Source organism: Anaerostipes caccae L1-92 (assembly GCF_014467075.1).
Taxonomy (GTDB): Bacteria; Bacillota; Clostridia; order Lachnospirales; family Lachnospiraceae; genus Anaerostipes; species Anaerostipes caccae.
This window is the reverse complement of record NZ_AP023027.1, coordinates 2,143,347-2,166,792: the sequence shown is the minus strand read 5'-3', so window position 1 is coordinate 2,166,792 and position 23,446 is coordinate 2,143,347. Positions and strand designations below refer to the sequence as shown.

The following is a 23,446-nucleotide window of genomic DNA, read 5'->3' as shown; positions in this document are numbered from 1 at the left end:
GAAGAACAGTGAAGTGGAATATTGCCGCTGAGGCTATTTCTTTTGTAATGCTGGGGATTATATGGGTATATTCAAGGAAAGGGAGTCATCTCCCTACATTAAAAAACAGAATTTTTCAGGGATGCCTCCTTGTTACAGCCGGGGCTATTTTGACAAATATCTTATCTACGATTATGATTTATCGTCTTGATGAGTTTCCAATGTGGATGACCTGGTCTGTGACAATGGTTTACTATGTTCTGACACCGCTGATGGGGTTCGCGTATTTCCTTTATACCGTTTCTATAGTCTATACAGAGAGGAAGGAACTGAGGAAGGTCATAGGCTTTGGAGTCATGCCTGCTCTGGTGTATGGTGTGCTCGTTCTGATCAATCCATTGACGAAAAATTTGTTTGACATCAGCCTGGTGCAGGGGTATGTGAGGGGACCTTGGATTGTGTCCACATATTTGATCTTTTATGCTTACTGTGCTGCCAGCATTGTGGTCACAGTACTGAATAAAAAAAGGATTGACAGAAATATATACCACATCCTTGCGGCCTTTCCGATTCTGGCAGTACTGGTTATTTTGGTTCAGCAGATGTATCCGAATGTGATTCTGTCCGGATCTGCGGCGACCTGTGCCCTGCTGATCATTTATCTGCACCTGCAGAATAAACAGATCTCGATGGATTATCTGACCAATGTGCCCAACCGGAAAGAACTTCTCAATATGCTGGGGCTGATGATCAAAAAGTCACCTGAGAAGCAGTTTGTGCTTGTCGTTGTCTCTCTTAGGGACTTCCGTCAGGTAAATAATACATGCGGGCAGCAGAAGGGTGATGAATTTCTGAAAAATGTCTGTGATTTTCTCTATGAGATCGGGCCGAAGAATCATGTATACCGCTTTAGCGGAGATGAATTTGCACTTTTGTTTACACACAGCGATGAAACAGAGATCAAAAAGTGTATTACGGATATCCGGCAGCGCATGGAAAAACCATGGCAGATAGGGGATTACCGTTTTCTGCTCTCTGTCGTGATGGGGATCATATGGCATTCCGGTGACGGGGAAACCCTGGAAGAGGTCATCAATGCCGTGGAATATGCGGTTTTTCGGGCGAAATCAGGGAAAAGCGGTGAGATCTGCTACTGCGACAAAGAAATGCTGGATGGACTGGAGCGAAGGCGAAAAGTCATCATGATCCTGAAAGAAAAAATCGCGGACTGCAGTTTTGAGATGTATTATCAGCCTATTTATTCCGTAGCCGACGGAGAATTCTGCTATGCTGAATCACTGATGCGGATACCGGAGTCTCCGATCGGTCCGATTTACCCGTCTGAGTTTATTCCGATCGCGGAGGAGACCGGACTGATCATTGACATAACTTATATCATGCTGGATAAAGTCTGCAGGTTTATCAGTAGGCTGTTAGAAAGAGGGATTCCGATTCAGGCAATTCATGTTAATTTTTCTGCTGTCCAGTTTTCACAGAACGATCTCATGGAGAAGGTTCTGGAGATCATCCGGCGGAACCATACTCCCATGTCTGCCATTAAGATTGAGTTTACAGAGAGTACTTTGGCGGAGAACACACAGGTCGTATCAAAGTTTGCTGTGGAGATGGAAAAGCACGGAATCAAAATGGGCCTGGATGACTTCGGAACAGGCTACTCCAACATAGCAACCGTCATCAATATTCCCTTTGGCACAGTCAAGCTGGACAAGAGTCTGGTATGGGGTTCTGTCGAGAACAAAAAGTCTGCGCTTACCGTGAAAAATCTGTCGCGTACATTTCAGGAGCTGGGAATGACCGTTATCGCAGAAGGAGTGGAGACTGAAGAACAGAGCCGTTTGATTGCCAATTTTGGAATTGACCAGATCCAGGGATTCTATTATGCAAAACCAATGCCTGAGGATCAGCTGGAGATGTTTATGATAAAACACTGGACACCTGCTGACTGAAAGAGAGCTGTGCTGCTAAAGTTTTAGCGGACAGCTCTCTTTTGCTGCATATATTTATTTCCATTCTTGGAATCGGACAGGCTTTGATAGCTTTCCGAGCAGCCGTATATCAGGTCCACAGTTTTCAGGAAGTTTCACAGAGACGATATGGCTGTTATCATATGTCTTAAAGAAATATTCTTTTCCGGTAAGGCTTATGCAGGCGGTGTACTGGGTATAGTCAGAGGTTCCTCTGTCGGTTACCACTGCACCTTTTGGGATAGAGACTCCTTCTAACAGATGAAAGCAGGTGTTTACTGCCTGCTCTCTGTTGTCCGGTATCGGAGTGTGACTCTTTAGGTAAGCAGTTCTGACAAATCTGGCCGGAGGTGTGAAATCACCGGGCAGTCCAAAAGTGCCGGCGCCTTGCCCGAAAGGTTTCAAAGGAAAAGCCCCCCAGTTTTGTTCTGTGTGCTGAGACGGACTCATATTCATGTAATTCCGGAGGTTTGCCATATGCCATGGGAAGTCAGGGCTGTTGGAGAAGACACCTATAGGATTTTCCATGATCTTAAGACCTTCTGAGGTTGTTTCGATCACCATACATTTTCCGGATGAGTCTGCCATAATCCAGTGGAGAGGAGCAATGATTTCTGTGACCGGATCTTTGACTCCTGTGATCCGGACGGCGCGCAGCAAAGAAGCCGCCTGACCAGTGGATGCACATTGGCTTAGAAGAAATTTCACAAGCTCGGTGGAAGCCACTGCGATCTGCCTGGAGCCAGAAGGCGCCGGGGGATCATATAAGGCATAACCTGGAAAATACAGCACAGCGGCTGCAAATCCCATTTCATTGACACCGTCCGCTAAAGTTACCGGAGAGAGATTTTGGCCGATTCCCATAAAACTATATTGATTTTTAATTCTGTGAGTATTCAGCAGATTTTTCCATTGATATCCTTTTGGTACGATATAAAATTCAGGGTCAAGGGGGTAGGAAAAATCCATCGTGCGGCCAAAATATACATCGCCCGCAGAATTCTGTGTTGTGAGTGCGGTACACATGGAGAACATCTCCTTAATCAGGCATTTAATTTTAGTATATGCTTCACACCAAAGAGTAGTATCCTGTTTTCGTCTGATGTATAATAAGACAGGGGAAGATAGGAGGAATGCATGAACAAGTTGTTTGAAGCTATGAAGTTAAAGAATTTAAAAATAAAGAACCGTATCTGTGTGCCGCCGATGGTGTGCTATAACTGGGTGGAGGAAGACGGCTATGCAGTTCAGAGAAATATTGATCATTACAGAGCCATTGCCAGGGGCGGTGCCGGCCTGATCATTCAGGAGGCTACCTGTGTGGATCCGGAAGGGAAACTTTCCAAAGATCAGCTGGGCATCTGGGAGGATGGACAGATCAATGGGCTGAAAGAGATCGCAGATGCGGTGCATGAAGAAGACTGTCCGATATTTTTGCAGATCCATCATGCAGGGGTGAACGGCTCCGGTGAGTACCTGCTTTGTCCGAGTGATTATGAGATGGATAAAGACGGAGAAAAAAGAATCGGTCATGAAATGACGAAAGAACAGATACAGAAGGTGCAGGATCAGTTTGTGAAAGCTGCAGTGAGAGCTTATCAGGCCGGCTATGACGGGGTGGAACTGCACGGGTGCCACAGTTATCTGATGTGTGAATTTTTCAATTCCAGGGTCAACAAAAGGACCGATGAATATGGACAGTATCCGGAGAGGTTTGCAGTGGAGATTCTGGAAAGGATCAAAGAGGCAGTGCCGAAGGAGTTTATTGTGGGAATCCGGCTGGGAGCCTTTGAACCTGCTCTTGCAGACGGTATCCGCCATGCCAAACTTCTGGAGGAACACGGGATTGATTTTTTGGATATTTCCTATGGATTTTCCGGGGAAGATGAGCCTGGTGCTCCAAAAGATTTTCCATACAAAGATGTGATCCATGCCGCGGGGGAGATCAAAAAGCATGTATCGGTTCCTGTTTTTGCGGTCAACAGCATAACGGATGCCCGGATGGCAGAAGACATTTTAGAGCGCACCGGTGTGGATATGGCGGATATCGGCAGGGGTGTGCTGGTCAACTATAACTGGGCCATCGATGCGAAAGAAGGAAGAGATACCGGCAGATGTCTGCACTGCAAAGAATGCCAGTGGGGGATCGATGCCGAAAAATGTGCAGGAAGGGTCCTGCTGAACAGAAAAAGAAATATGGGAGAATAAAAAAGATCCTTTCAGTGTGAATTTATTGGCACTGAAAGGATCTTTTTTATTCTGTATCCACGAGGATCATGTCCTCAACCATAAAGTCCGGCTTTTGATCGGTGATGAGTGTGACGCTGTCTGTCCCGGCAAAGGTGTACAAACGCTTCATGCCGAATTTTGAGTGGTCACATAAGATATAGCTTCGTCCGCAGCGGCTTAAAACACTCCTCTTGAGCGCGGCATCGTGTTCGTTTCGGGTTGTAAATCCGGCATATTCATCGAGGCCGCTTGTCCCGAGAAAGGCCAGGTCAAAATTTAAATTTGCAAGCTGTCCGCTTGTCTCGGAACTCATGATCGCAGAAGAACCAAAGTTAATGTAGCCGTTCGGGACATAGGTCCTGATATTTTTTTCCGCCAGGACCTGGAAGTTGTTGATTCCATTGGTCACGATGGTAATGTTGTGGCTTGTAATATATTCCGGTATGAAGGAAGTAGTAGAGCCTGCATCCAGATACACGCAGTCGTTGTCTTTGATCAGGGAGGCCGCATATTTTGACAGCGCCCGCTTGGTATCTACGCCTCGTTTGAAATTGAGGATATAGTCATCCTGCCAGTGGGCATTTTCATTGGTCTCATGAGCAACTGTGCTGGCGCCGCCCCAGAGTCTTTTAATCATATTCTGACTCTCCATTTTTACAAGGTCTCTCCTTATGGTGGTCTCGCTGACGGACAGCATAGAGGCCAGTTCCTGGACCGAAAGTGAGCCGGATTTGCTCAATATTTCTTCGATTTTTTCCCATCTTTTTTCTACTTTCATCTGTATTCTCCATTTTCTTCTGTTATTATTGCCATTTTATACTAATATTTGTTTGGATTTGAATATGTTATGCTTAAATTAACATCTCATGAACCAAGTATAATATCAAAAACAGGAAAAGTCAATTCAATTTGATGAAAAATGATCGAAAAAGTGATTGAAATATAAAAATAGTGATTAAAATGGTTGAAATGATAAAAAAATGAATGAAATATGGCGAATTATGATTGACAAATGAACTATAAAAGATTATATTTAGACTAAATAAACAAATGATGAAGGAATGGAGGCGTAATATGAACAATCAAGTGACACAGATCAATCTAGGTCAAATCAGGCTGGTTTTCGGCAGGGGGGCCGCCAAGAGAGCTGCACAGGAACTTTTGCTCATGAATGTAAAACATCCTCTGATTGTGACGGACCAATTTTTAGGGAAATGCAGTCTTTTCAATGCTCTGGCGGAAGTGCTTGAAAAGGAAAACGCTGCTTTAAAAGTGTTTGATGAGGTAACGCCGGACCCCGGAGGGAGTGTTGTCGACCGGGCAGTTGTCTGTCTGAAAGAAGAAGGCTGTGACAGCGTCATAGGATTTGGCGGAGGCAGCGTGATGGATGTGGCCAAGTGTGCGGCGGCGATGGCGGTGAATGAAGGAAAACTGATGGATTATGATCACGCGGAACCGGTGTATAAAGAGTTTACAAAAACAAGCCTTCCTCTGATCCAGATTCCCACTACATCGGGAACCGGGTCTGAGATGAGCCCCTACGCAGTGATCACGAATGAAGCACAGGGGAGAAAAGCAACCATCGGATCTCCGATGCTGATGAGCAGAGTGGCGCTGGCAGATCCGAATCTGGTTCAGGATCTTCCGAAGAGTGCGACGGCTTCCACCGGCATGGATGCACTGACACACTGCATCGAAAGTTATACCACCAAAAAATCCATGGAAATGCCGAATATGATCATGGACGCACTGGCACTCAGAGGCATCCGGTGTCTGTATAAATATCTGTATAAGGCTTATGAAGACGGCAGCAGAGAGGCAAGAGAAATGGTCATGTGGGGAAGCGTGATCGGAGGCATCGTACTTTCTCATGGCTCCGGGGCAAGCCATGGACTCGGAAACGTACTGGGAGGCGAATACCATGTGCCCCACGGAATTGCAGTGGGAATGCTGCTGCCCTCTGTCATGGAATTTAACATGGATGTCTGTGCTGACAGGTACCGGGAGATTGCCGGAGAACTGGGACTGAAAGATGAAAAAGAATTGATGAAAAAGATTTTGGAATTGAGAGAAAAATTAGAATTGCCGAGGCTGTCGGCTTATGTGAAGGAGCCGGGGGATATAAGGAGACTGGCTGAAATGGCAGTTTTGGATAAATGCACAAGAATCAACGGAAAAGAAGTGACGGCAGAAGATGCGGGAGCGATTTATAAAAAAGCATTGTAGGGAGGAATACCATGAGAAAAAGGGATATCATCAAACAAAAATTTGAGGAATTTGTCACTGCGCTGGAAAACTTTCAGCCGGAAAAGATCGGGGAGTTGGTGACGGAGGATGTGAGGGGACATTTTTCCAATGTGGGAGAGTCGGAGGGCAAAGATGAGCTGATAAAATCGCTCATGTGGAAAGGCAGGGAAATGAATGTCTCCCGCAGGAGGATCACAAATTTTGTTGTCAGGACAGAGGGGGACCGGGCTCAGCAGTCTGCATATGTCATGTCTTTGATCGGTTATGACAACGGATCATTTTTATTTCCCTTTGAGTTCGGCGGAAAGTATGTGGTCAGCTGGAGGGATCAGGACGGGGAGTGGAAGATAAAAGAAATCCGCTACGACATGGACTGGGAAAAGGGGAATACATACTTTGCTGAGGGTTGGTCGTTTATAGACTATAAAATTTATGCAGGCCATAAGCCGATGATCAGTAGCGAATACGACTCTCCATGGGCAGTCATTCCGGAAAATGACGAGGAACTGACGGAAGAAGAAAAAATCATAGAGAACATGTTCAAATATTCTTTCGGGCTGGATAACTGTGACTGGGCGCTGCATCACGATTCCTATACAGACGATATTATCTTCTATGCGGGCAGCAGTGTCATGGAGAGCGGTGCGGGGAATCTGATCAATAACTTTAAAAATACAAGCCATAAGGAACCGGCTCTTGAGCATGCAGTCAAGATTGTGGACATTCAGATAGACGGGGATGAGGCAGTGCTGTACGGATACCGGATCGAGCCTCACCGTCTCGGCTCCAAAAATCTGAACAGGGACACGCTGCATCAGAGCTTTTACAGTGCAAAATACAAAAACCTGTTAAGGAAGGCAGACGGACAGTGGAAGATGTATGAGATCCACTATCAAAGCGGAGTATTTTTTGATCTTGATGACGGAAAACACTATGTAGATCTTGTTTAAGAAAGAGGAGGGATGAAATATGGAAGAACTTCAGAGGACTGCGTTTGAGATCATTGCATCGGTGGGAGAGGCGAAAACTTATTACATGAATGCGGTCAAACTGGCAAAAGAGGGGAACATCACGGAGGCAAGAGAAACAATCGGGCAGGGAAATGAGGTGTTTGCAAAGGCGCATGAACATCATTTTTCCTGTATCCAGAGAGAAGCGGAAGGGGAACAGCTGCCGTTCTCGATTCTGTTTATTCACGCGGAAGACCAGCTGCTGTCCACAGAAATTATGAGGGACATGGCAGTGCAGTTGTCAGATGTATATGAAGAGCTGAACCGGTTAAAGGAGGAATAACAAATGAAAAACGAAAAAAAGTCAAATCCGATCATTGAAAAGATCATGAAAATCACAGAAAAACTCAGCGCGGAAGTCCATCTGCGGGCGGTGAGGGATGCCTTTTTGCTCACGATTCCGTTTTTGGTGCTGTCCGGGTTTATGACGTTCATCGCCTATGTCCTTTTGGCAGAGGGAAGCGCCGTCTACAATGCGCTGCCCGGAAATGTGTCCGCGGGACTGATCAGTATTTGCAGCAAGACCATCAACGGAGGACAGAATATACTGGCGCTTCTGATGGTGCTTTTGGTATCGTACAATCTTGCAAAGTACAAAAAATACCACAATCCGCTGATGGCGGCATTGATCAGCCTGGGTGCCCTGTTTATCATGATGCCGGATACCTTGTCCTATACACCTATTGGAACCAACGGGATGTTCGTATCGCTGATCACGGCACTGTTTGTCACAGAGGCATTTCTGGCTTTGAGCAAACAGGAGAAGTTAAAGCTGAAAATTTCGGGGAATGTACCTCCGGCCATAACAGAAAGTTTTAATTCTATGTTCGTCATTATCATCATAGAACTTGTGGTGGCGCTTCTGGCATTTGCCTGCTATGCAATTTCAGGCATGGGCGTTCATGATATGATCAACGCTGTCTTACAGAAACCTCTGGTGGGCGTTGCCACGACACTTCCTGCATTCTTATGCTACTTTGGCTTCGGACAGTGCCTGTGCTACTTCTTCGGTATTCATCCGGCCGGTGTCATCAACCCTATCGTAGAACCGGCTCTGCTGGTGGCGATCAATGAAAATAACCAGGCATGGCTGGCGGGAAAAGAAATTCCGCATATCATCACACTGCCGTTTCGGGATGTGTACGGAACCCTGGGAGGCATCGCCTGTACCCTGGGACTTTTGATCGCCATCTTCATTGTGAGCAAACGTTCCGATGTGAGGAGCATTGCAAAACTGAGCCTGCCGGTCAGTGTTTTCAATATCAATGAACCTGTTCTATTCGGACTTCCAATCGTGTTTAACCCGATTATGTTTGTGCCGTTCTGCTTTACCACAACGGTGATCTATATTGTTGCCTATGCGGCTACGGCCCTCGGGCTGGTGTCCAGGCTGGTCGTCTACACGACATGGTCCACTCCGATTTTCCTGTCCGGCTATATGGCCAGCGGCGGTGATTTCAGAAACGTGATTCTCCAGGTCATTTGTCTGGGAATCGCAGTGCTCATTTACCTGCCGTTTGTAAAACTTTTGGACCGTCAGCAGATCACTGCCGTGGAGGAGGAAGAGTTTACTGAGGATGATTTAACCTTGTAGAAAAAACAAATCCGGGAAAGGAGAAAACCGTATGAAAAATGTATTATTGGTATGCAGTTTCGGAATGTCCACCAGTTTTCTGACAAAAAAGATGAACGATCTGGCAAAAGAAAAGAAGGTGCCGCTCATCGTATATGCCAAGAGTGAAAATGCCATCGAGACAGAACTTGAAAAAGCAGACTGTATCCTGATCGGTCCTCAGATCGCATATCTGGAAGAACAGATCAAGAACAGAGTGGGAGGAAAAGTCCCGGTGGAATGTGTGGATGCCACGAATTTTGGGCGGATGAATGCGGCGGCTATCTTAAAACAGGCAATCCGTATGATTAAATCGCAGAAGCCAGGTGAAGAAGGAGAATAGAAATGGAAATTGCAACATATAATCTGGCGGGAATTCAGCTGACCGCAGGGGAAGGTGCCCTGTCCGGATTAAAAGAGGAAGCAGATCGTCTTCACATAAAGAAGCCTTTGATTGTTACCGATGAGGGCGTGAGGGCGGCAGGAATCATAGAGACAATGGCCGGGCATCTAAAAAAAGAAAAGATTGCCTATGAGATTTACGACGGAGTAAAAACAGATCCTCTTGACACGATGGTAAAAGACGGATTGTCTGTGTTCCGGGAGAGCAGGTGCGACGGGATCTTAAGTATCGGCGGCGGAAGCTCCATGGACGTCGGAAAGTGTATTTCTGTCATGTCTGTCCATCCGGGGGATATTCTTGACTATGCCAGGAGCACTCCGGAACACAAAGATTTTCAAAAAAGAGGCTGCCCTATCATCTCAGTCCCGACTACTTCGGGGACCGGGAGCGAAGTAAGCCAGTACGCAGTCATAACAAATGCTCTGACACACAGAAAAACTACGATTGCATCTCCGTATCTTTTAAGTGACAGTGCCATACTGGAGCCGGCGTTTGCCGGATCGATGCCGAAGGAAGTGACCGCTTATACCGGGATGGACGCGCTGGCACATGCAGTGGAGGCCTATACCTTCAGAACTGCGCTGGACGGAAACATTCCCGTTGTAGATGCTGTGGCTCTGGAAGCGATCAGGCTGATCGGTCAGAATCTCGTGAGAGCGTATGAAAACGGAAACGACCTGAAAGCAAGGGCCGGCATGCAGTGGGGTTCACTGCTGGCAGGTATCGCACTGAACATCGGCTCCGGCGAAACCCATGCCATCGGTTCCATGCTGGCAAAATATTATGGAGTATGCCACGGTATTTCCGTCGGAATCCCTCTTCCTTACTGTATGGAATATAACATGTCGTACGGATATGACCGGTTTTTTTCGATCGCGGAGGCGCTGGGGGCAGATACTTCCGGTCTTTCTGTAAAAGAGGGAGCCATGGCGGCGGTAAAAAAGGTAAAGGAACTGCAAAAACAGATCCGATTTCCGAAAATGACGGACTATATCCGTGACATGGAAGAAGTCAAAAATTTCAGTCAGGAATGTGCGGACAACAGCTGCTGTGTGAGCAATCGGCGGATGAACACTAAAGAGGCCATTGAACAGGTGTTCCGCATGTGTATGGAGGAAGAAACATGAAATATAAAGCATTATTTGAGCCGGTGAACATCGGCAGTGTCACACTGAAAAACCGTTTTGTAATGCCCGCAATGGACAGTTCCACGACAACGGCAGAACATAAATTTTCAAAACAGTCGATCGATTATCTCTCAGCCAGGGCCGAAGGGGGATTCGGACTGGTCATCGCAGAGTTCATGGCGGTGGACCCTTCCGGGTTTGCCACGCCGAATCAGGTTGGAATCTATGATGACTCTTTTATCCCAAATTTAAGAGAACTGACCGATGCCATCCATGCCAAAAACGGAAAATGCTGTGCACAGATCCACCACGCGGGTATCCAGACAAAGACAAGCTGTATCGGGATGCGGCCGCTTGCGGTTTCTGGAATTCCGTCTACAAAATATAAAGAACCTGTCCATGAGATGACTTCCAGAGAAGTATATGCCCTCATTGAAAAATTTGCAGATGCCGGGCTGCGTGCAAAGAAAGCAGGATTTGATTTCGTGGAAGTCCACGGGGCCCACGGCTACCTGATCGCCCAGTTTTTGTCGAAGGCTACAAATAAGCGGTGCGATGAATTCGGAGGCTCCTATGAAAACAGGGCACGGTTTGCATCCGAGGTGATCAAAAAGATCAAAGTCCGATGCGGCAGTGATTTTCCGGTGCTGTTCCGCATCAGCGCAGACGAGTTTATGAACGGGGGAAATAAAATTGAAGACGCGGTTGTCTATGCAAAACTTGCAGAAAAAGCAGGAGCAGATGCGATCCATATTTCCACCGGTTCTGCGGCAGGCGGAAATATTGTGACAACGTATTACACAGATCCGGGATTTAATGTGGAAAATGCGGCAAAAGTGAAGAAAGCCGTCCATGTTCCCGTAATCTGTGTGGGCAGGATCAATGACCCGGCTCTGGCCGAAGAAATCATCGAATCCGGGCAGGCAGACCTGATCTCACTGGGCAGACAGTCCATCTGCGACAGTGAATTCCCGAATAAAATCTATGAGGGCAGGGAGGAAGAAATATTCCACTGTACGGGGTGTATGCAGAGATGCTATTATTCTCCGGGATGCGATGAACTGGATCAGGGGATATCCTGCATGATCAATCCTTTCTCCGGAAAAGAAGGGCGCTGGACGATAAAAGAAGCGGAAGAAAAGAAAAAAATCGCAGTAGTCGGCGGAGGAGCTGCCGGACTTGAGGCAGCGTGGATTCTGGCGAAGAGAGGACACGAGATACGGGTCTATGAAAAAGGTGAAATGCTGGGCGGCCAGTACCGGGTGGCATGTGTGGCTCCTAAGAAACAGGATATGGGAAAGACCGTGCAGACGTATGAGGCGCTGTGCCGCCGATATGGAGTGAAAATTTATTTAAATACCGAAATCACAGAGGAAAATATAGAGGAACTTCATGCCGATGTGATCCTTCTCACAACCGGTGCCGTTCCGGTTATTCCTGCAATTTCCGGGCTTGATACAGAGAAGGTCCGGCTGGCCAATGATGTCTTAAGCGGGAAAACCGTGATCACAGACAAAAAGGTTTTAATGATCGGCGGAGGAATCGTAGGCTGTGAGTGTGCGGAGTTTTTACACCAGTACAATAACACTGTAGACATCGCAGACATGATCCCCGAGTTTGCGGAGGGGCTTAATAAATATCCAAGAGCAATCCTCTTGTCATCTCTGAGAGAACACGGATCTGCCTTCTATACGGAAACAAAAGTCACAGAAGTGCTGGAGGACGGAATCAAAGGCAAACGCCGGGAGGAAGACATCTGTCTCAGAGGATATGATGAGATCGTACTGGCAGTGGGCTCAAAGCCGAACCGTTCTCTGGAAGAATCGTTGAGAAAGACCGGGAAGGAAGTCCATATACTGGGAGATGCCGGGGAAGTGCGGGATGCAAAGTATGCTATTTTTGAAGCGGCCAAGCTGGCACTTTCACTGTGAAAAGGAGAAAAGGTTTATGAACAGATTACCAAAAGATTTTTTGTGGGGAGGAGCGGCCAGCGCCCATCAGTGTGAGGGCGCCTGGAACGTGGGAGGAAAGGGTATCAGTATCGCGGATGTGATGACTGCCGGCAGCAGAGACTGTCCCCGCAGGATCACGGACGGGATTATGATCGGGGAAATTTATCCGAATCACGAGGGGAATCAGTTTTATGACCGGTTTGAGGAGGACATCCGGCTGATGGCCGAGATGGGCCTTCGATGCTTTCGAACATCCATAGCGTGGACACGGATTTTTCCACGGGGAGATGAGGAAGAACCAAACGAAGAGGGCCTGCGGTTTTACGATAAAGTTTTTGCCGCTCTAAAAGCTTATGGAATAGAGCCTGTGGTGACGCTCTCTCATTTTGAGACGCCTTATACGCTCGTAAAGGAATACGGGGGCTGGAAAAACCGAAAACTAATCGGATTTTTTGAGCGGTATGCAGAGACGGTATTTGAAAGGTATCAAGATCAGGTCCGTTATTGGCTGACGTTCAATGAAATCAACCACTGTAAGCCCGATTCCGATCTGGGCATGTGGCTTGCAGGTGCGCTGAGAGTGGATAAAGATGAGCCAAAAGAACAGGTCTGTGCCCAGGCGGTCCATCACATGTTTGTGGCGGGTGCCCGGGCAGCGGCCCGCGGAAAAGAAATAAATCCGGATTTTAAGATCGGATGTATGATCGGCTATATCCCCTATTATCCGGCCTCCTGCAGTCCCAACGATGTGATGGCTGCAATAAAGAGGGAAGAGGAAGACTATTTTTTTGCGGATGTAATGGTAAAGGGAGAGTATCCGTATTATAAGAAAGCGCAGTATGAGCGTTTGGGCATTGTCCTGGAGACAGAGCCGGAGGATGCATTTTTTCTGAAAAAAGGGACCGCAGATTATATCGGCTTCAGCTACTATATGTCGAACGTATACAGTGACCGTATGGAAGATATCAAGGTCTCAGCAGGAGGAATCTTAAAGACGATGGAAAATCCATATCTGAAAGCGACCAAATGGGGATGGGCCGTAGATCCGCTGGGGCTGCGGATTTCCCTGAACCGGCTGTACGACAGGTATCAGATTCCTCTCATGATCGTGGAAAACGGATTCGGTGCATACGACAAGTTTGAGGAAGACGGAATGATCCACGATGACGACAGGATCGCATATCTGAAAGCACATATAGAAGCGATGAAGAAGGCAGTGCTGGAAGACGGCGTGGAGGTCATGGGGTATACACCGTGGGGACCTATTGACCTTGTCAGCGCATCCACCGGCGAGCTGGAAAAGCGATATGGATTCGTCTATGCGGACCGGGATGACCATGGAAACGGAGACTGGCACAGGGAAAAGAAAAAATCTTTCTATTGGTACCGGAAAGTGATCGAAAGCAATGGAGAAGAATTATGAATGAGGAAATCAGACAGATTGAAAGCGTGCGGCAGGAGTTTACGGAAAAAATAAAGAATAATGATTTTTCGGATCTGGAGAGGATTGTGTGCAGTGACGTTACGGCCGAAAGTTCTGTGACAGGCAGAGGTGAGGGAATCAAAGCAGTGGAAAAACTGTTTGCCTATCCGGGACCACAGCCGTTTTACACGAAAGCAAATGCAGAAAACTGCATTGTGCGGTATGAAAAAGACCGCGCACAGCAAAGTTTTCATCTCATCCTGCTGTATTTCGTTCATGACAGAAAAGGGCATTTCCATTTCATGCAGTATGGCGGAACGTTTGTGCTCTCCTGCCGGAAAACAGAAGGGCAGTGGAAGATCAGCAGGATCTTATTTGACCTGTGCTGGCAGGACGGAAATACTTACTGGACAAAGGACTGGAAGATGCCGGACTTTCATGAGCCGTGGAATTACAGACCTGTGATACAGAAAGAGGACAGTGTTATAAGGAGTGTTCCCTGCTGTGCATATGAGCGGACCGATGAAGAACAGATTAAGGAATGCCTGTATCACTTTGGATGGGTGACAGACTCGGAGGACTATGAGCTTCTCAGGGAGATTGCCGTTGCTGATCTAAAGATCATAGACGGTTACCATAACCAATATGTAGAGTCAGCGGATGAGTGGACTGAATTTTTAAAAGGGATCAACTATAAAGAGCCGAGGCTGCATCATACATACAGAGTCAGGGAGACTGCCATAGACGGAAACAGGGCAGAAGCAAAAATGTCCAGATTAGAGCCGAACCGGATTGGCTCCAAATCAATCGGGGAACACAATTACTTTATGGACTGGTTTACGATGGACTGTAATATAGAACTGATCAAAGACAGAGAGAAGTGGAAGATCCGGACGGTTGAATTTATCAAACACATCAATCCCGAACCGGTGATTTCCGGATGCTGATCATAGAGAAAAAATAGAGGAGGCCGCAGGGATGAAGGTTGAAAAAGTGCTGAGAGCAGCACCGGATGAATTTTTTGGAGTAATCGAACACTCACTGAGATATGAGATAGAAAAATACGGCGGGAAAGCCGAAGGAACCTATGAACTTTGCGAAGGCTTTTGCTATGATAAAAAGATACGGTACAAGAAGAAAGAATACCGGATGCAGACAGAACTGAAAGCGTTCAGGCCTCCTCACAGCTACCGGGTTTTGATGAAAAGTGATCTTGGAAATGCGTCGGTTTCCTATGAAATTTTACCAAACGGAGAGGATGAAATCAGAGTAATATACAGGGAAGATACCTGTGACGAAGATGGGAATATGAATACTTCCTTTGGAAGAGAGCTGTTTGGAAAAATGCAGGCAGGAAGAGTCAAACGCAGACTGTCCCGAATGGAAAAATACATCAGAAGTCAGAGAATGGATTAAGTGCAGGATGGGCATGGGATATCCTTGAAAACCGGAAAGGAATGGATTAAAATAGAATATGTAAAAATAAACAGCGCAAAGATAAAAACACAGTCCCGGCCGGTAGTCCGGGCGCAGAGATAAAAGCTGTCAGTAACCTGCCTCCTCGGTTGTCCATTCTTTGCTGCCAAAAGCGAGGAGTGTTTTTTATGCAAAAAATTGAGAACAGGCTGACAGTATATTTTGATGAACCCTTTTGGGTCGGAATTTATGAACGTGTTCTGGACGGTGAGTTGGAAGTGTCCAAAATAACGTTCGGGGCAGAACCAAAAGACTATGAAGTTCTGGCATTTCTTATGGAGCGTCATGGAGAACTTCGTTTCAGTCCTCCTGTGGATGTTTCGGTGAAAGAGGTGAAAAACCTGAATCCCAAACGGATGCAGAGGAGCCTTAGAAGGCACAGAGACGCAGGGATGGGAACAAAATCCCAGCAGGCGCTGGCTGCCCAGAGAGAAGAACAAAAAGCCGGAAGGAAAGAGCGCAGGAGAGATCTGCGGGAAGAACGGAAGCGGCAGCAGTTTTTGATAAAACAGGAGAAGAAGAAACAAAGACACAGAGGAAGATAGGAGATAAAATGAAAGAAATTCTGATGATGAAACTGGAAAGCTGTCCATACTGCCATCAGGCGCTGGATATGATGGAAGAACTCAAACGGGAACAGCCGGAGTATAAAAACATTCCTGTAAAAATGGTCAATGAGGATGAGGACACTGAACTTTCAGAGTCTCTCGACTACTGGTATGTTCCCACTTTTTATGTGGACGGAAAGAAACTTCATGAGGGGGTTCCCACAAAAGAAAAAATAAAGAAAGTTTTTGAAGGGGCATTAAAAGAATAAGCCCAGGAATTCCTTTTTTGACGGGTGCATATATTTAGAAAAAGACCGCAAAAAGGAATGAACTATGATATATGTAGTAAATGAAGGGGATACGATTGATTCTATCGCTGCCCAGTTTGGAGTTTCAAGGAGCAGGCTGATCTATGACAACCAGATTTATGCCGGACGCGTTGTGACCGGTCAGGCGCTGCTGATTCTGGAGCCTTCTGACGTCCATACGGTACAGGAAGGGGATACGCTGACATCGATTGCACAGCAGTACGGCACTTCGGTTTCTTCGATTGTCAGAAAAAATCCATATCTGCTGAACGAATCAAATCTGATGCCGGGAGATGTGCTGACGATCCGCTATCGGCAGGAGCAGCTGGGGAACCTCAATGTAACGGGATATGCATATCCATATATCAGCACGGAGATTTTAAGAGAGGTTCTCTTATATTTAGATGAACTTCTGATCTTTTCTTATGGCTTTACAACCGAAGGAACGCTCATACCGCCGGCGATGGAAGAACCTCTGATTGAACAGGCATTGGAGTTTGGGGTTGATCCTATGCTTGTGCTGACGCCGTTTGCGGAGACCGGGAGTTTTAACAATCAGCTGGTGAAGGCTGTATCGGAAGATCTTCAGATGCAGCAGGTTCTGATTGAGAATCTGGTTCAGACGGTTCAGGAAAAGCAGTATGCCGGAGTGGATGTGGATTTTGAATACATCCTTCCGGAGGACCGGGAGGGATATGCAGCCTTCGTAGGGAACTTAAGAGAGCGGATGAATCCCTTAGGATATAAGGTGTCTGTCGCTTTAGCGCCTAAAATTTCCGCAGATCAGCCGGGCCTGTTATATGAAGGAATGGACTACGGACTTTTGGGTGCTAATGCAGATTCCGTATTTTTAATGACGTATGAATGGGGCTATACGTTCGGGCCGCCAATGGCAGTTGCACCGATCAACAAGGTACAGCAGGTTTTGGATTACGCGGTAACAGAAATACCGCCGGAAAAAATATATATGGGAATCCCGAACTATGCCTATGACTGGCCGCTTCCCTACGAGAGAGGAACAACAAGGGCAAGGACGATCGGAAATGTGGAAGCAGTCGAGATCGCAGACGAGAACGGGGTGCAGATTCGGTTCGATGAAACTGCCATGAGTCCGTTTTTTAACTATACGTCAAATGGAACAGAACATGAAGTATGGTTTGAAGATGTCCGGAGCATTGATGTAAAAGTACGGACGGCGAAAGAATATGGTTTTACAGGTGTGGGATACTGGAATCTGATGAGGCCGTTTCGGGCCAACTGGCTGCTGCTGGACAGTTTATTTCAGTTAAACGACAGACCGTAGACGGGAGGAATCTTATGGGGAAACATATTGTAAGTATGATGCTGGCGGCACTGATCGGGCTTGGTGCATCCGTTCAGGAGATAAGAGAAAAGGAACCCGTCAAACCGGCATTTTCTAATAAAAGTATCAGAGGTTTTTCTTACGAAAAGGTTCCGAAGGCAGTGAAAGAAAAAATCAGCGGGGTTTCTTACAGGCCCAATCCGAACATCACATTTCAGGACCTTCGATATGTTAAGGTAAAATATTACGGTTATGACGGAAAGATCAGGAGCGGACAACTGCTTGTGAATAAGTCCATTGCCAAAGATACCGTGGAAATTTTTCAGGAGCTTTATGATATGCAGTACCCGATTGAGAGCATCCGCCTGATCGATGATTACGGAGCCGATGACACCAAATCTATGGAAGCCAATAACACCTCTGCCTTTAACTATCGGATTGTAGAAGGGACCAGTCATCTGTCAAAACACGCTTATGGCAGGGCGATTGACATTAATCCGAGAGTCAACCCCTTTGTAAAGAGGAATTCCATCACACCTGAAAACGGAAAGATCTATGCACAGAGAGATGTGAAAAAGTGTAAAGGAAAGTATAAGTATAACATGATTCACAGAAATGACCGGGTGTACCGGATTTTCAGGAAACACGGGTTTCAGTGGGGCGGTGACTGGATTACATATAAAGACTATCAGCACTTTGAAAAACGGTAAATGACAAGACACATGAAAAAACTCCGGTAAAGATTTATGACCGGAGTTTTTTGAACTTATAAAAGATTTTGATTTAATGTTTCTGCCAGACGGTTTCTGGCTTTGGTCACCATTTTGTCTGAAACTTTTTTTGCAGACAGGCACTGTTCCAGCTGTTCCATACGGGAGTCTACCCGTGAGAAAGTGGTTTTTTGATTTTTTTCGTGTTGTTCAAACGCATTTTTGATATCTTCAAATTGTTCACTGGCCAGATCTCTTGAAAGGTCGGCGTTTAAATATTTATCTGTCGTCTCGATCGCCCTCAGGCCCAGCCTGTATTCACTGTCACTGAGTCCTTCCGGTTTTATGTGGGCCGTGCCGCAGCCGCTTAAGGCAGCGGAAACTGCAAAAGCTAATATACCGGTCAAGAGATATCTTTTCATATGAAACCCTCACTTTTTGTATGAATCTAATAAAAAATCAGTAAATTTTTGTTTGAATCATACAATAACACAGATCTCATAACGTGTAAATATTTCCACTGTACTTTTTTGGATACATAAGATATAAAACCGATTTTGCTATAAATCCAGGGAAGAAAGAATTTCTTTCAGCTGGCCTGCAGACTTATTCAGCAGACTGGATTCTTCACTGTTTAAGTCAATCTCGATGACCTGTTCCGCACCGTTTTTGTTGACGATGGTCGGTACGCTCAGACAGAGATCGGACAGGCCGTATTCACCGCTGAGCAAACTGGAAACCGGAAGGATGGAATTTTTATTCCGGATAATGCTCTCTGCAATATGGCTGACTGCGATGGCGACGCCGTAATACGTAGCGCCTTTTTTTTCGATGATCTCATAGGCGCTGTTTTTCACATCGTCGAAAATTCTTTTCATGGACTTCTCGTGGTCAAAGTGCCCGCGCATTTCACAAAATTCGTTGATGCCGATCCCTGAGACATTGGTGTCGCTCCAGACCGCCAGTTCACTGTCTCCGTGCTCCCCGATGATAAATGCCTGAATGCTGCCGCTGTCTACTTCCAGATGTTCGCTGAGCAGGTATTGGAAACGTGCCGAATCCAGGACAGTTCCGGAGCCAAAGACCCGGTTTTTTGGAAATCCGGAAAGTTTTAAGGTCACATAAGTAAGAATATCAACCGGATTGGCAACAACCAATAAGATTCCTTCAGAGTTTCGTCTGGTGATCTCCGGAATAATGGATTTAAAAATGGATACATTCTTGTGTACCAGGTCGAGACGGGTTTCATCGGGCTTCTGATTTGCACCGGCGGTTATGATAATCAGCCCGCAGTCCGCGACATCATCATAGGAGCCTGCATATATCTTGGATGTATCTACATACGGGCGTCCATGGCTTAAATCCATCGCCTCACCCCGGGCTTTTTCTTCGTTTACATCGATTAAGACCAGCTCGGAAAACAGTCCCTGGTGCATCAGGCTGAATGCGGTGGATGCACCGACAAATCCGCAGCCGATGATGGCCGCTTTTCTATTATTAATCATAAAAAATCCTCCTTTGTATTAAGTAGTTTAACAAAGGAGGATAAAATATTCATCGAATTTTGATAAAGTGAGAAACTGTATCAAAAACTATTTGTTGGATCTTCTCCAGATTTGAGCTTTTTCTGCGTCTTTGATCAGCTGGTCTCTGAAGTCCGGATGAGCGATATTGATCAGGGCTTCCGCGCGCTGCCATGCAGAGAGTCCTTTCATGTTTGCCATTCCGTATTCGGTGACGATATAGTGTGCATTGGCACGGGTGTCTGTGACAATAGACCCGTTATGCAGGGTAGGAAGAATACGGGAATGCATCTGTCCGGCCTTGTCAGTGAAAGTGGAAGACAGGCATACAAAACTCTTTCCGCCGTTGGATAAGTAAGCTCCCATAACGAAGTCTAACTGACCGCCGGCACCGCTGATCTGTTTGATTCCTGAAGACTCAGCACTGATCTGTCCGTATAAATCCACATCTACGGCATTGTTGATAGAGATGAAATTGTCAATGGAAGAAACCCTTGCAATATCATTTGTATAGTTAACAGGAGCACTCATACATTCCGGATTGTCATTTAAGTAGTCATATAATTTTTTGGTCCCTGCTGCGAATGCATAAGTCTGACGGTAGCGGTCGATATTTTTTCTGGCACCGGTGATCTTTCCTGCTTTTGCAATGTCTACAAACGCATCCACATACATTTCAGTGTGAACGCCCAGGTCTTTAAGGTCAGATTCCGCGATCATGGAACCTACGGCATTCGGCATTCCGCCGATGCCAAGCTGGAGACATGCGCCGTTCGGGATCTGGTCTACGATGAGTTTTGCAACGGCTTTGTCCACGTCGGTGGCTGCTCCGCCTCCGCCCAGCTCTGCGATCGCAGGATTTTCGCCTTCGACGATCATATCAACTTTGGAAATATGTACACCCTCTTCAAATCCGCCTAAGCAGCGAGGCATATTTTCGTTGACTTCCACGATGACACAGTCGGCTTTTTCAAGCATTGCAGCCAGGTGGGATGCACTCGGCCCGAAGTTGAAGAATCCGTGTTCGTCCATCGGGGCAACCTGCATCATCGCAACATCCACGTGATCGATGTAATTGCGGTAGTATCCCGGCAGCTCGGAATAACGGATCGGTGCGTAGTAGGAAAAACCTTCCTTGATCCATTTTCTCTCCAGTCCGCCCATGTGCCAGGAATTCCATGTAAAGTGATCGGCAGGGGAGTCGATCTTAGTGATTTCCAGCGGCCACATGACGATTCCGCCCCGGATATTAATATTTTCCAATTCCGGCATTCTTTTTGCCAAAGCCTTGTCAAGGGCAGCCGGTGTGGTGACGCACCAGCCGTACTCCAGCCAATCGCCGGATTTCACAACTTTTACGGCCTCATCGGCTGTTTTAAGTTTCTTTTGGTATTCTTCCTTAAATGACATAAGTAATCCTCCTGTCTTTTATCTGTTAATTTATTAACATACCGTTCCATTGTACCATCCGCATAAAAGAAACACAAGTAAAATAATTTAAATTATGGGTGGCCTTTTTACAAGTTTTGTACTATAATTAGATACTAAGTTTAGGAGGACATTTATGGAACACAAAAAATTTACTTGGAAGCATTACACCCTGATCGCAGTCGGGATTGTTTTTGTGATCTACTGCTGTATCGCAGTGTATTTCAGCAAGAAGTTTACATATGGGACAAAGATCAATGGTGTCGATGTTTCCAACAAGACAGTTGACGAAGTTACAGACATTTTCAAAAAAAAGGCGGACGGCTATTCGCTGACCGTCAAAGAACGAAAAGGCAGAGAGGAAGTTTTAAAGAGCAGTGTGCTCAAGGTTTCCTTTGACGGTGAAGACCAGATCAGGAAGATTAAAGACGGACAGAGTTCTTTTCTGTGGATTAAAGGTGTTTTCGGGGGAGAGAAGTACAAAGATATTGATATGTTTGCTTATGACAAAGCCGCTTTTCAAAAGGCCTTTGGAAAGCTTGACTGCTTCAAAAAGAAAAATATCATCAAGATCCAAAATGCCAAACCGGTTTACAAAGACGGATCTTATCAGATCCAGAAAGAAGAGATCGGTACGGTCTTAAAGAAGGAAAAGACGGAAAAGCTCATAGAGAGTGCCGTGGAAGGCGGTGTCGCTGCGGTGGATCTGGACAAGGAGGGCGCCTATGATGCCCCGAAGTATACGAGCAAGAGCAAAGAGATCATTTCTCTGAAAGACAGGATGAACGATTCTCTGAAGGGAAGCATTACGTATAAGTTCGGGAAACAGACGGTAGTTCTCGATAAGGACGTATACCACAAGTGGTTTAAGATCAAAAATGACACAGATTTTACTGTTGATATGAAGAAAATGGAAAACTGGGTCATGAAGTTTGCATACAAATATAACACGATGGGGACCATGCGTACCGTCAAGACTCATGACGGACGAACCAAAAAGATTTTTGGAGGTCCTTACGGCTGGAGAATGAGCCGTGAAAAGGAAGAAGCCGCAGTCAAAAAAATGCTGAAAGAGGGCACCACCGAGACAAGAGAGCCATACTGGCGACAGAAGGCAAAAGTATACGACGGATATCAGGGAGACATCGGCGACACTTATATCGAGGTAGATATGGGACAGCAGGAAGTTTTCTACATTAAAAAGAAAAAGATTGTCTTTTCTTCATCCGTAGTCACAGGCAAGATGGAAGCTGGAAGAAAAACACCGGAATGTGTGGCATTTGTACTGTATAAACAGCGCAATGCGACATTGAGCGGTCAGGGTTATAACTCACCGGTATCTTACTGGATGCCGTTCAACGGCAACGTGGGACTTCACGATGCAAGCTGGAGGTCTTCTTTTGGAGGAAGCGAGTACATTTCCGGGGGATCACACGGATGTGTCAATATGCCGCCTTATGCAGCTGCATCACTTTACAATATGATCGATGCCGGAACACCGGTTATCTGCTATTACTAAAATGAAACCGAGAGAGCAGGATTTAGATAGTCTGGGCTCTCTCTTTTTGTTATTTCAATAGGAAAGGTCTGCGGCCTTTTTGTCCATGGAACAGGAGGAGATGAAAATGAGGGTCAGCATAACACAGTGGGTGCATGAAGAGCTGAGACGCTTTATCAGACAAGGAGACTTATGTATCGACGCAACGGTTGGAAACGGAGGTGACACTGAGTATTTGTGCGGACTGACAGACAGGGTGATCGGATTTGAAATACAGGAGGAAGCACTGCTCAATACAGGGAAAAGACTGGAGTTAAAAGGATACCATCCGGAGCTTATTTTGGACAGCCATGAAAATATGGACCGGTATGCAGAAAAAGGCACAGTGCAGGCGATCTTGTTTAATCTGGGCTATCTTCCAGGTGGGGACCACAGGATTGCCACGAGGCCGAACAGTACGATACAGGCTGTTAGAGTGGGACTTGAGCTTTTGAAACCGGGAGGAATTATCAGTGTTTGTGTGTATAGTGGAGGAGATACCGGCTTTGCGGAGAAAGAAGAAGTTCTTCAATACTTAAGGCAGCTGGATGACAGGAGATATATTGTTATTAAACAGGACTTCTATAATAAACAGAATCATCCTCCGCTTCCGGTACTTATTTTGAAACTGGGATTTTGATTTTCT

The 23,446-nt window shown here is 46.2% G+C and carries 23 protein-coding genes; 18 read left to right on the top strand and 5 right to left on the bottom strand.

Going from position 1 to position 23,446, the window contains the following annotated elements:
* Positions 1–8: 8 nt before the first annotated feature.
* Positions 9–1,946, top strand: a complete 1,938-nt coding sequence (locus tag ANCC_RS10620) for a GGDEF and EAL domain-containing protein (protein ID WP_006566612.1) — start codon at positions 9–11, stop codon at positions 1,944–1,946.
* Positions 1,947–2,000: 54 nt separating this feature from the next.
* Here the strand turns inward: ANCC_RS10620 and ANCC_RS10615 are convergent, their stop codons facing one another.
* On the bottom strand, positions 2,001–2,990 hold the full coding sequence (locus ANCC_RS10615; RefSeq protein ID WP_039946536.1) for a linear amide C-N hydrolase: 990 nt from the start codon (positions 2,988–2,990) through the stop codon (positions 2,001–2,003).
* Positions 2,991–3,101: 111 nt separating this feature from the next.
* Between ANCC_RS10615 and ANCC_RS10610 the strand changes: the two genes are divergently transcribed.
* A complete protein-coding gene (locus ANCC_RS10610; RefSeq protein WP_006566614.1) occupies positions 3,102–4,172 on the top strand; it encodes an oxidoreductase in 1,071 nt (356 codons plus the stop codon).
* Positions 4,173–4,218: 46 nt separating this feature from the next.
* Here ANCC_RS10610 and ANCC_RS10605 read toward each other — a convergent pair whose 3' ends face one another.
* Positions 4,219–4,971 (bottom strand): DeoR/GlpR family DNA-binding transcription regulator, encoded by a 753-nt coding sequence (locus tag ANCC_RS10605; protein WP_006566615.1) that lies wholly within the window; start codon positions 4,969–4,971, stop codon positions 4,219–4,221.
* Between the two features lie 296 nt (positions 4,972–5,267).
* Here ANCC_RS10605 and ANCC_RS10600 point away from each other — a divergent pair, with 296 nt between their 5' ends.
* The 14 genes from ANCC_RS10600 to ANCC_RS10535 all read left to right on the top strand — a co-directional run bounded on the left by ANCC_RS10600 (position 5,268) and on the right by ANCC_RS10535 (position 18,312).
* Positions 5,268–6,419 (top strand): iron-containing alcohol dehydrogenase, encoded by a 1,152-nt coding sequence (locus ANCC_RS10600; protein ID WP_050754283.1) that lies wholly within the window; start codon positions 5,268–5,270, stop codon positions 6,417–6,419.
* Positions 6,420–6,430: 11 nt separating this feature from the next.
* The gene (locus ANCC_RS10595) at positions 6,431–7,390 is read left to right on the top strand and encodes a nuclear transport factor 2 family protein (RefSeq protein WP_006566617.1); all 960 of its coding nucleotides are present in this window, start codon (positions 6,431–6,433) and stop codon (positions 7,388–7,390) included.
* 19 nt (positions 7,391–7,409) lie between these two features.
* Positions 7,410–7,733 (top strand): PTS sugar transporter subunit IIA, encoded by a 324-nt coding sequence (locus ANCC_RS10590; protein ID WP_006566618.1) that lies wholly within the window; start codon positions 7,410–7,412, stop codon positions 7,731–7,733.
* Positions 7,734–7,736: 3 nt separating this feature from the next.
* Positions 7,737–9,044, top strand: coding sequence for a PTS sugar transporter subunit IIC (locus ANCC_RS10585; protein WP_006566619.1), 1,308 nt, complete (start codon positions 7,737–7,739; stop codon positions 9,042–9,044).
* A 31-nt stretch (positions 9,045–9,075) separates the two neighbouring features.
* Entirely contained in the window at positions 9,076–9,405 is a 330-nt protein-coding gene (locus ANCC_RS10580; RefSeq protein ID WP_006566620.1) for a PTS sugar transporter subunit IIB, read from the top strand.
* A 2-nt stretch (positions 9,406–9,407) separates the two neighbouring features.
* On the top strand, positions 9,408–10,592 hold the full coding sequence (locus ANCC_RS10575) for an iron-containing alcohol dehydrogenase (RefSeq protein WP_006566621.1): 1,185 nt from the start codon (positions 9,408–9,410) through the stop codon (positions 10,590–10,592).
* Positions 10,589–12,523, top strand: a complete 1,935-nt coding sequence (locus ANCC_RS10570) for an oxidoreductase (RefSeq protein WP_006566622.1) — start codon at positions 10,589–10,591, stop codon at positions 12,521–12,523. Before ANCC_RS10575 ends, ANCC_RS10570 begins: the two co-directional genes overlap by 4 nt.
* Before the next feature lie 16 nt (positions 12,524–12,539).
* The gene (locus tag ANCC_RS10565; RefSeq protein WP_006566623.1) at positions 12,540–13,967 is read left to right on the top strand and encodes a 6-phospho-beta-glucosidase; all 1,428 of its coding nucleotides are present in this window, start codon (positions 12,540–12,542) and stop codon (positions 13,965–13,967) included.
* The gene (locus ANCC_RS10560) at positions 13,964–14,914 is read left to right on the top strand and encodes a nuclear transport factor 2 family protein (RefSeq protein WP_006566624.1); all 951 of its coding nucleotides are present in this window, start codon (positions 13,964–13,966) and stop codon (positions 14,912–14,914) included. The genes ANCC_RS10565 and ANCC_RS10560 overlap by 4 nt, the downstream gene beginning before the upstream one ends.
* A gap of 31 nt (positions 14,915–14,945) precedes the next feature.
* Positions 14,946–15,383, top strand: a complete 438-nt coding sequence (locus ANCC_RS10555; RefSeq protein WP_006566625.1) for a DUF3284 domain-containing protein — start codon at positions 14,946–14,948, stop codon at positions 15,381–15,383.
* 188 nt (positions 15,384–15,571) lie between these two features.
* A complete protein-coding gene (locus tag ANCC_RS10550; RefSeq protein ID WP_006566627.1) occupies positions 15,572–15,988 on the top strand; it encodes a YjdF family protein in 417 nt (138 codons plus the stop codon).
* 8 nt (positions 15,989–15,996) lie between these two features.
* On the top strand, positions 15,997–16,260 hold the full coding sequence (locus tag ANCC_RS10545) for a thioredoxin family protein (protein WP_006566628.1): 264 nt from the start codon (positions 15,997–15,999) through the stop codon (positions 16,258–16,260).
* Positions 16,261–16,324: 64 nt separating this feature from the next.
* Positions 16,325–17,602 carry a glycoside hydrolase family 18 protein gene (locus ANCC_RS10540; protein ID WP_054335060.1) on the top strand — a complete coding sequence of 426 codons (1,278 nt, stop codon included), beginning with the start codon at positions 16,325–16,327 and terminating at the stop codon, positions 17,600–17,602.
* Between the two features lie 14 nt (positions 17,603–17,616).
* Positions 17,617–18,312 carry a M15 family metallopeptidase gene (locus ANCC_RS10535; protein WP_006566631.1) on the top strand — a complete coding sequence of 232 codons (696 nt, stop codon included), beginning with the start codon at positions 17,617–17,619 and terminating at the stop codon, positions 18,310–18,312.
* A 56-nt stretch (positions 18,313–18,368) separates the two neighbouring features.
* On the opposite strand, the gene ANCC_RS10530 is transcribed toward ANCC_RS10535, so the two are convergent.
* From ANCC_RS10530 to ANCC_RS10520, 3 genes are all read right to left on the bottom strand, one after another.
* Positions 18,369–18,734 (bottom strand): hypothetical protein, encoded by a 366-nt coding sequence (locus ANCC_RS10530; protein ID WP_006566632.1) that lies wholly within the window; start codon positions 18,732–18,734, stop codon positions 18,369–18,371.
* 138 nt (positions 18,735–18,872) lie between these two features.
* Positions 18,873–19,817 carry an L-lactate dehydrogenase gene (locus ANCC_RS10525; RefSeq protein WP_006566633.1) on the bottom strand — a complete coding sequence of 315 codons (945 nt, stop codon included), beginning with the start codon at positions 19,815–19,817 and terminating at the stop codon, positions 18,873–18,875.
* Positions 19,818–19,904: 87 nt separating this feature from the next.
* Positions 19,905–21,245 carry a butyryl-CoA:acetate CoA-transferase gene (locus ANCC_RS10520; protein ID WP_006566634.1) on the bottom strand — a complete coding sequence of 447 codons (1,341 nt, stop codon included), beginning with the start codon at positions 21,243–21,245 and terminating at the stop codon, positions 19,905–19,907.
* Positions 21,246–21,399: 154 nt separating this feature from the next.
* Here ANCC_RS10520 and ANCC_RS10515 point away from each other — a divergent pair, with 154 nt between their 5' ends.
* A complete protein-coding gene (locus ANCC_RS10515) occupies positions 21,400–22,782 on the top strand; it encodes a L,D-transpeptidase family protein (RefSeq protein WP_006566635.1) in 1,383 nt (460 codons plus the stop codon).
* A 106-nt stretch (positions 22,783–22,888) separates the two neighbouring features.
* Positions 22,889–23,440 (top strand): tRNA 5-(aminomethyl)-2-thiouridylate-methyltransferase MnmM, encoded by a 552-nt coding sequence (gene mnmM / locus ANCC_RS10510; RefSeq protein WP_009289420.1) that lies wholly within the window; start codon positions 22,889–22,891, stop codon positions 23,438–23,440.
* Positions 23,441–23,446: the final 6 nt, after the last annotated feature.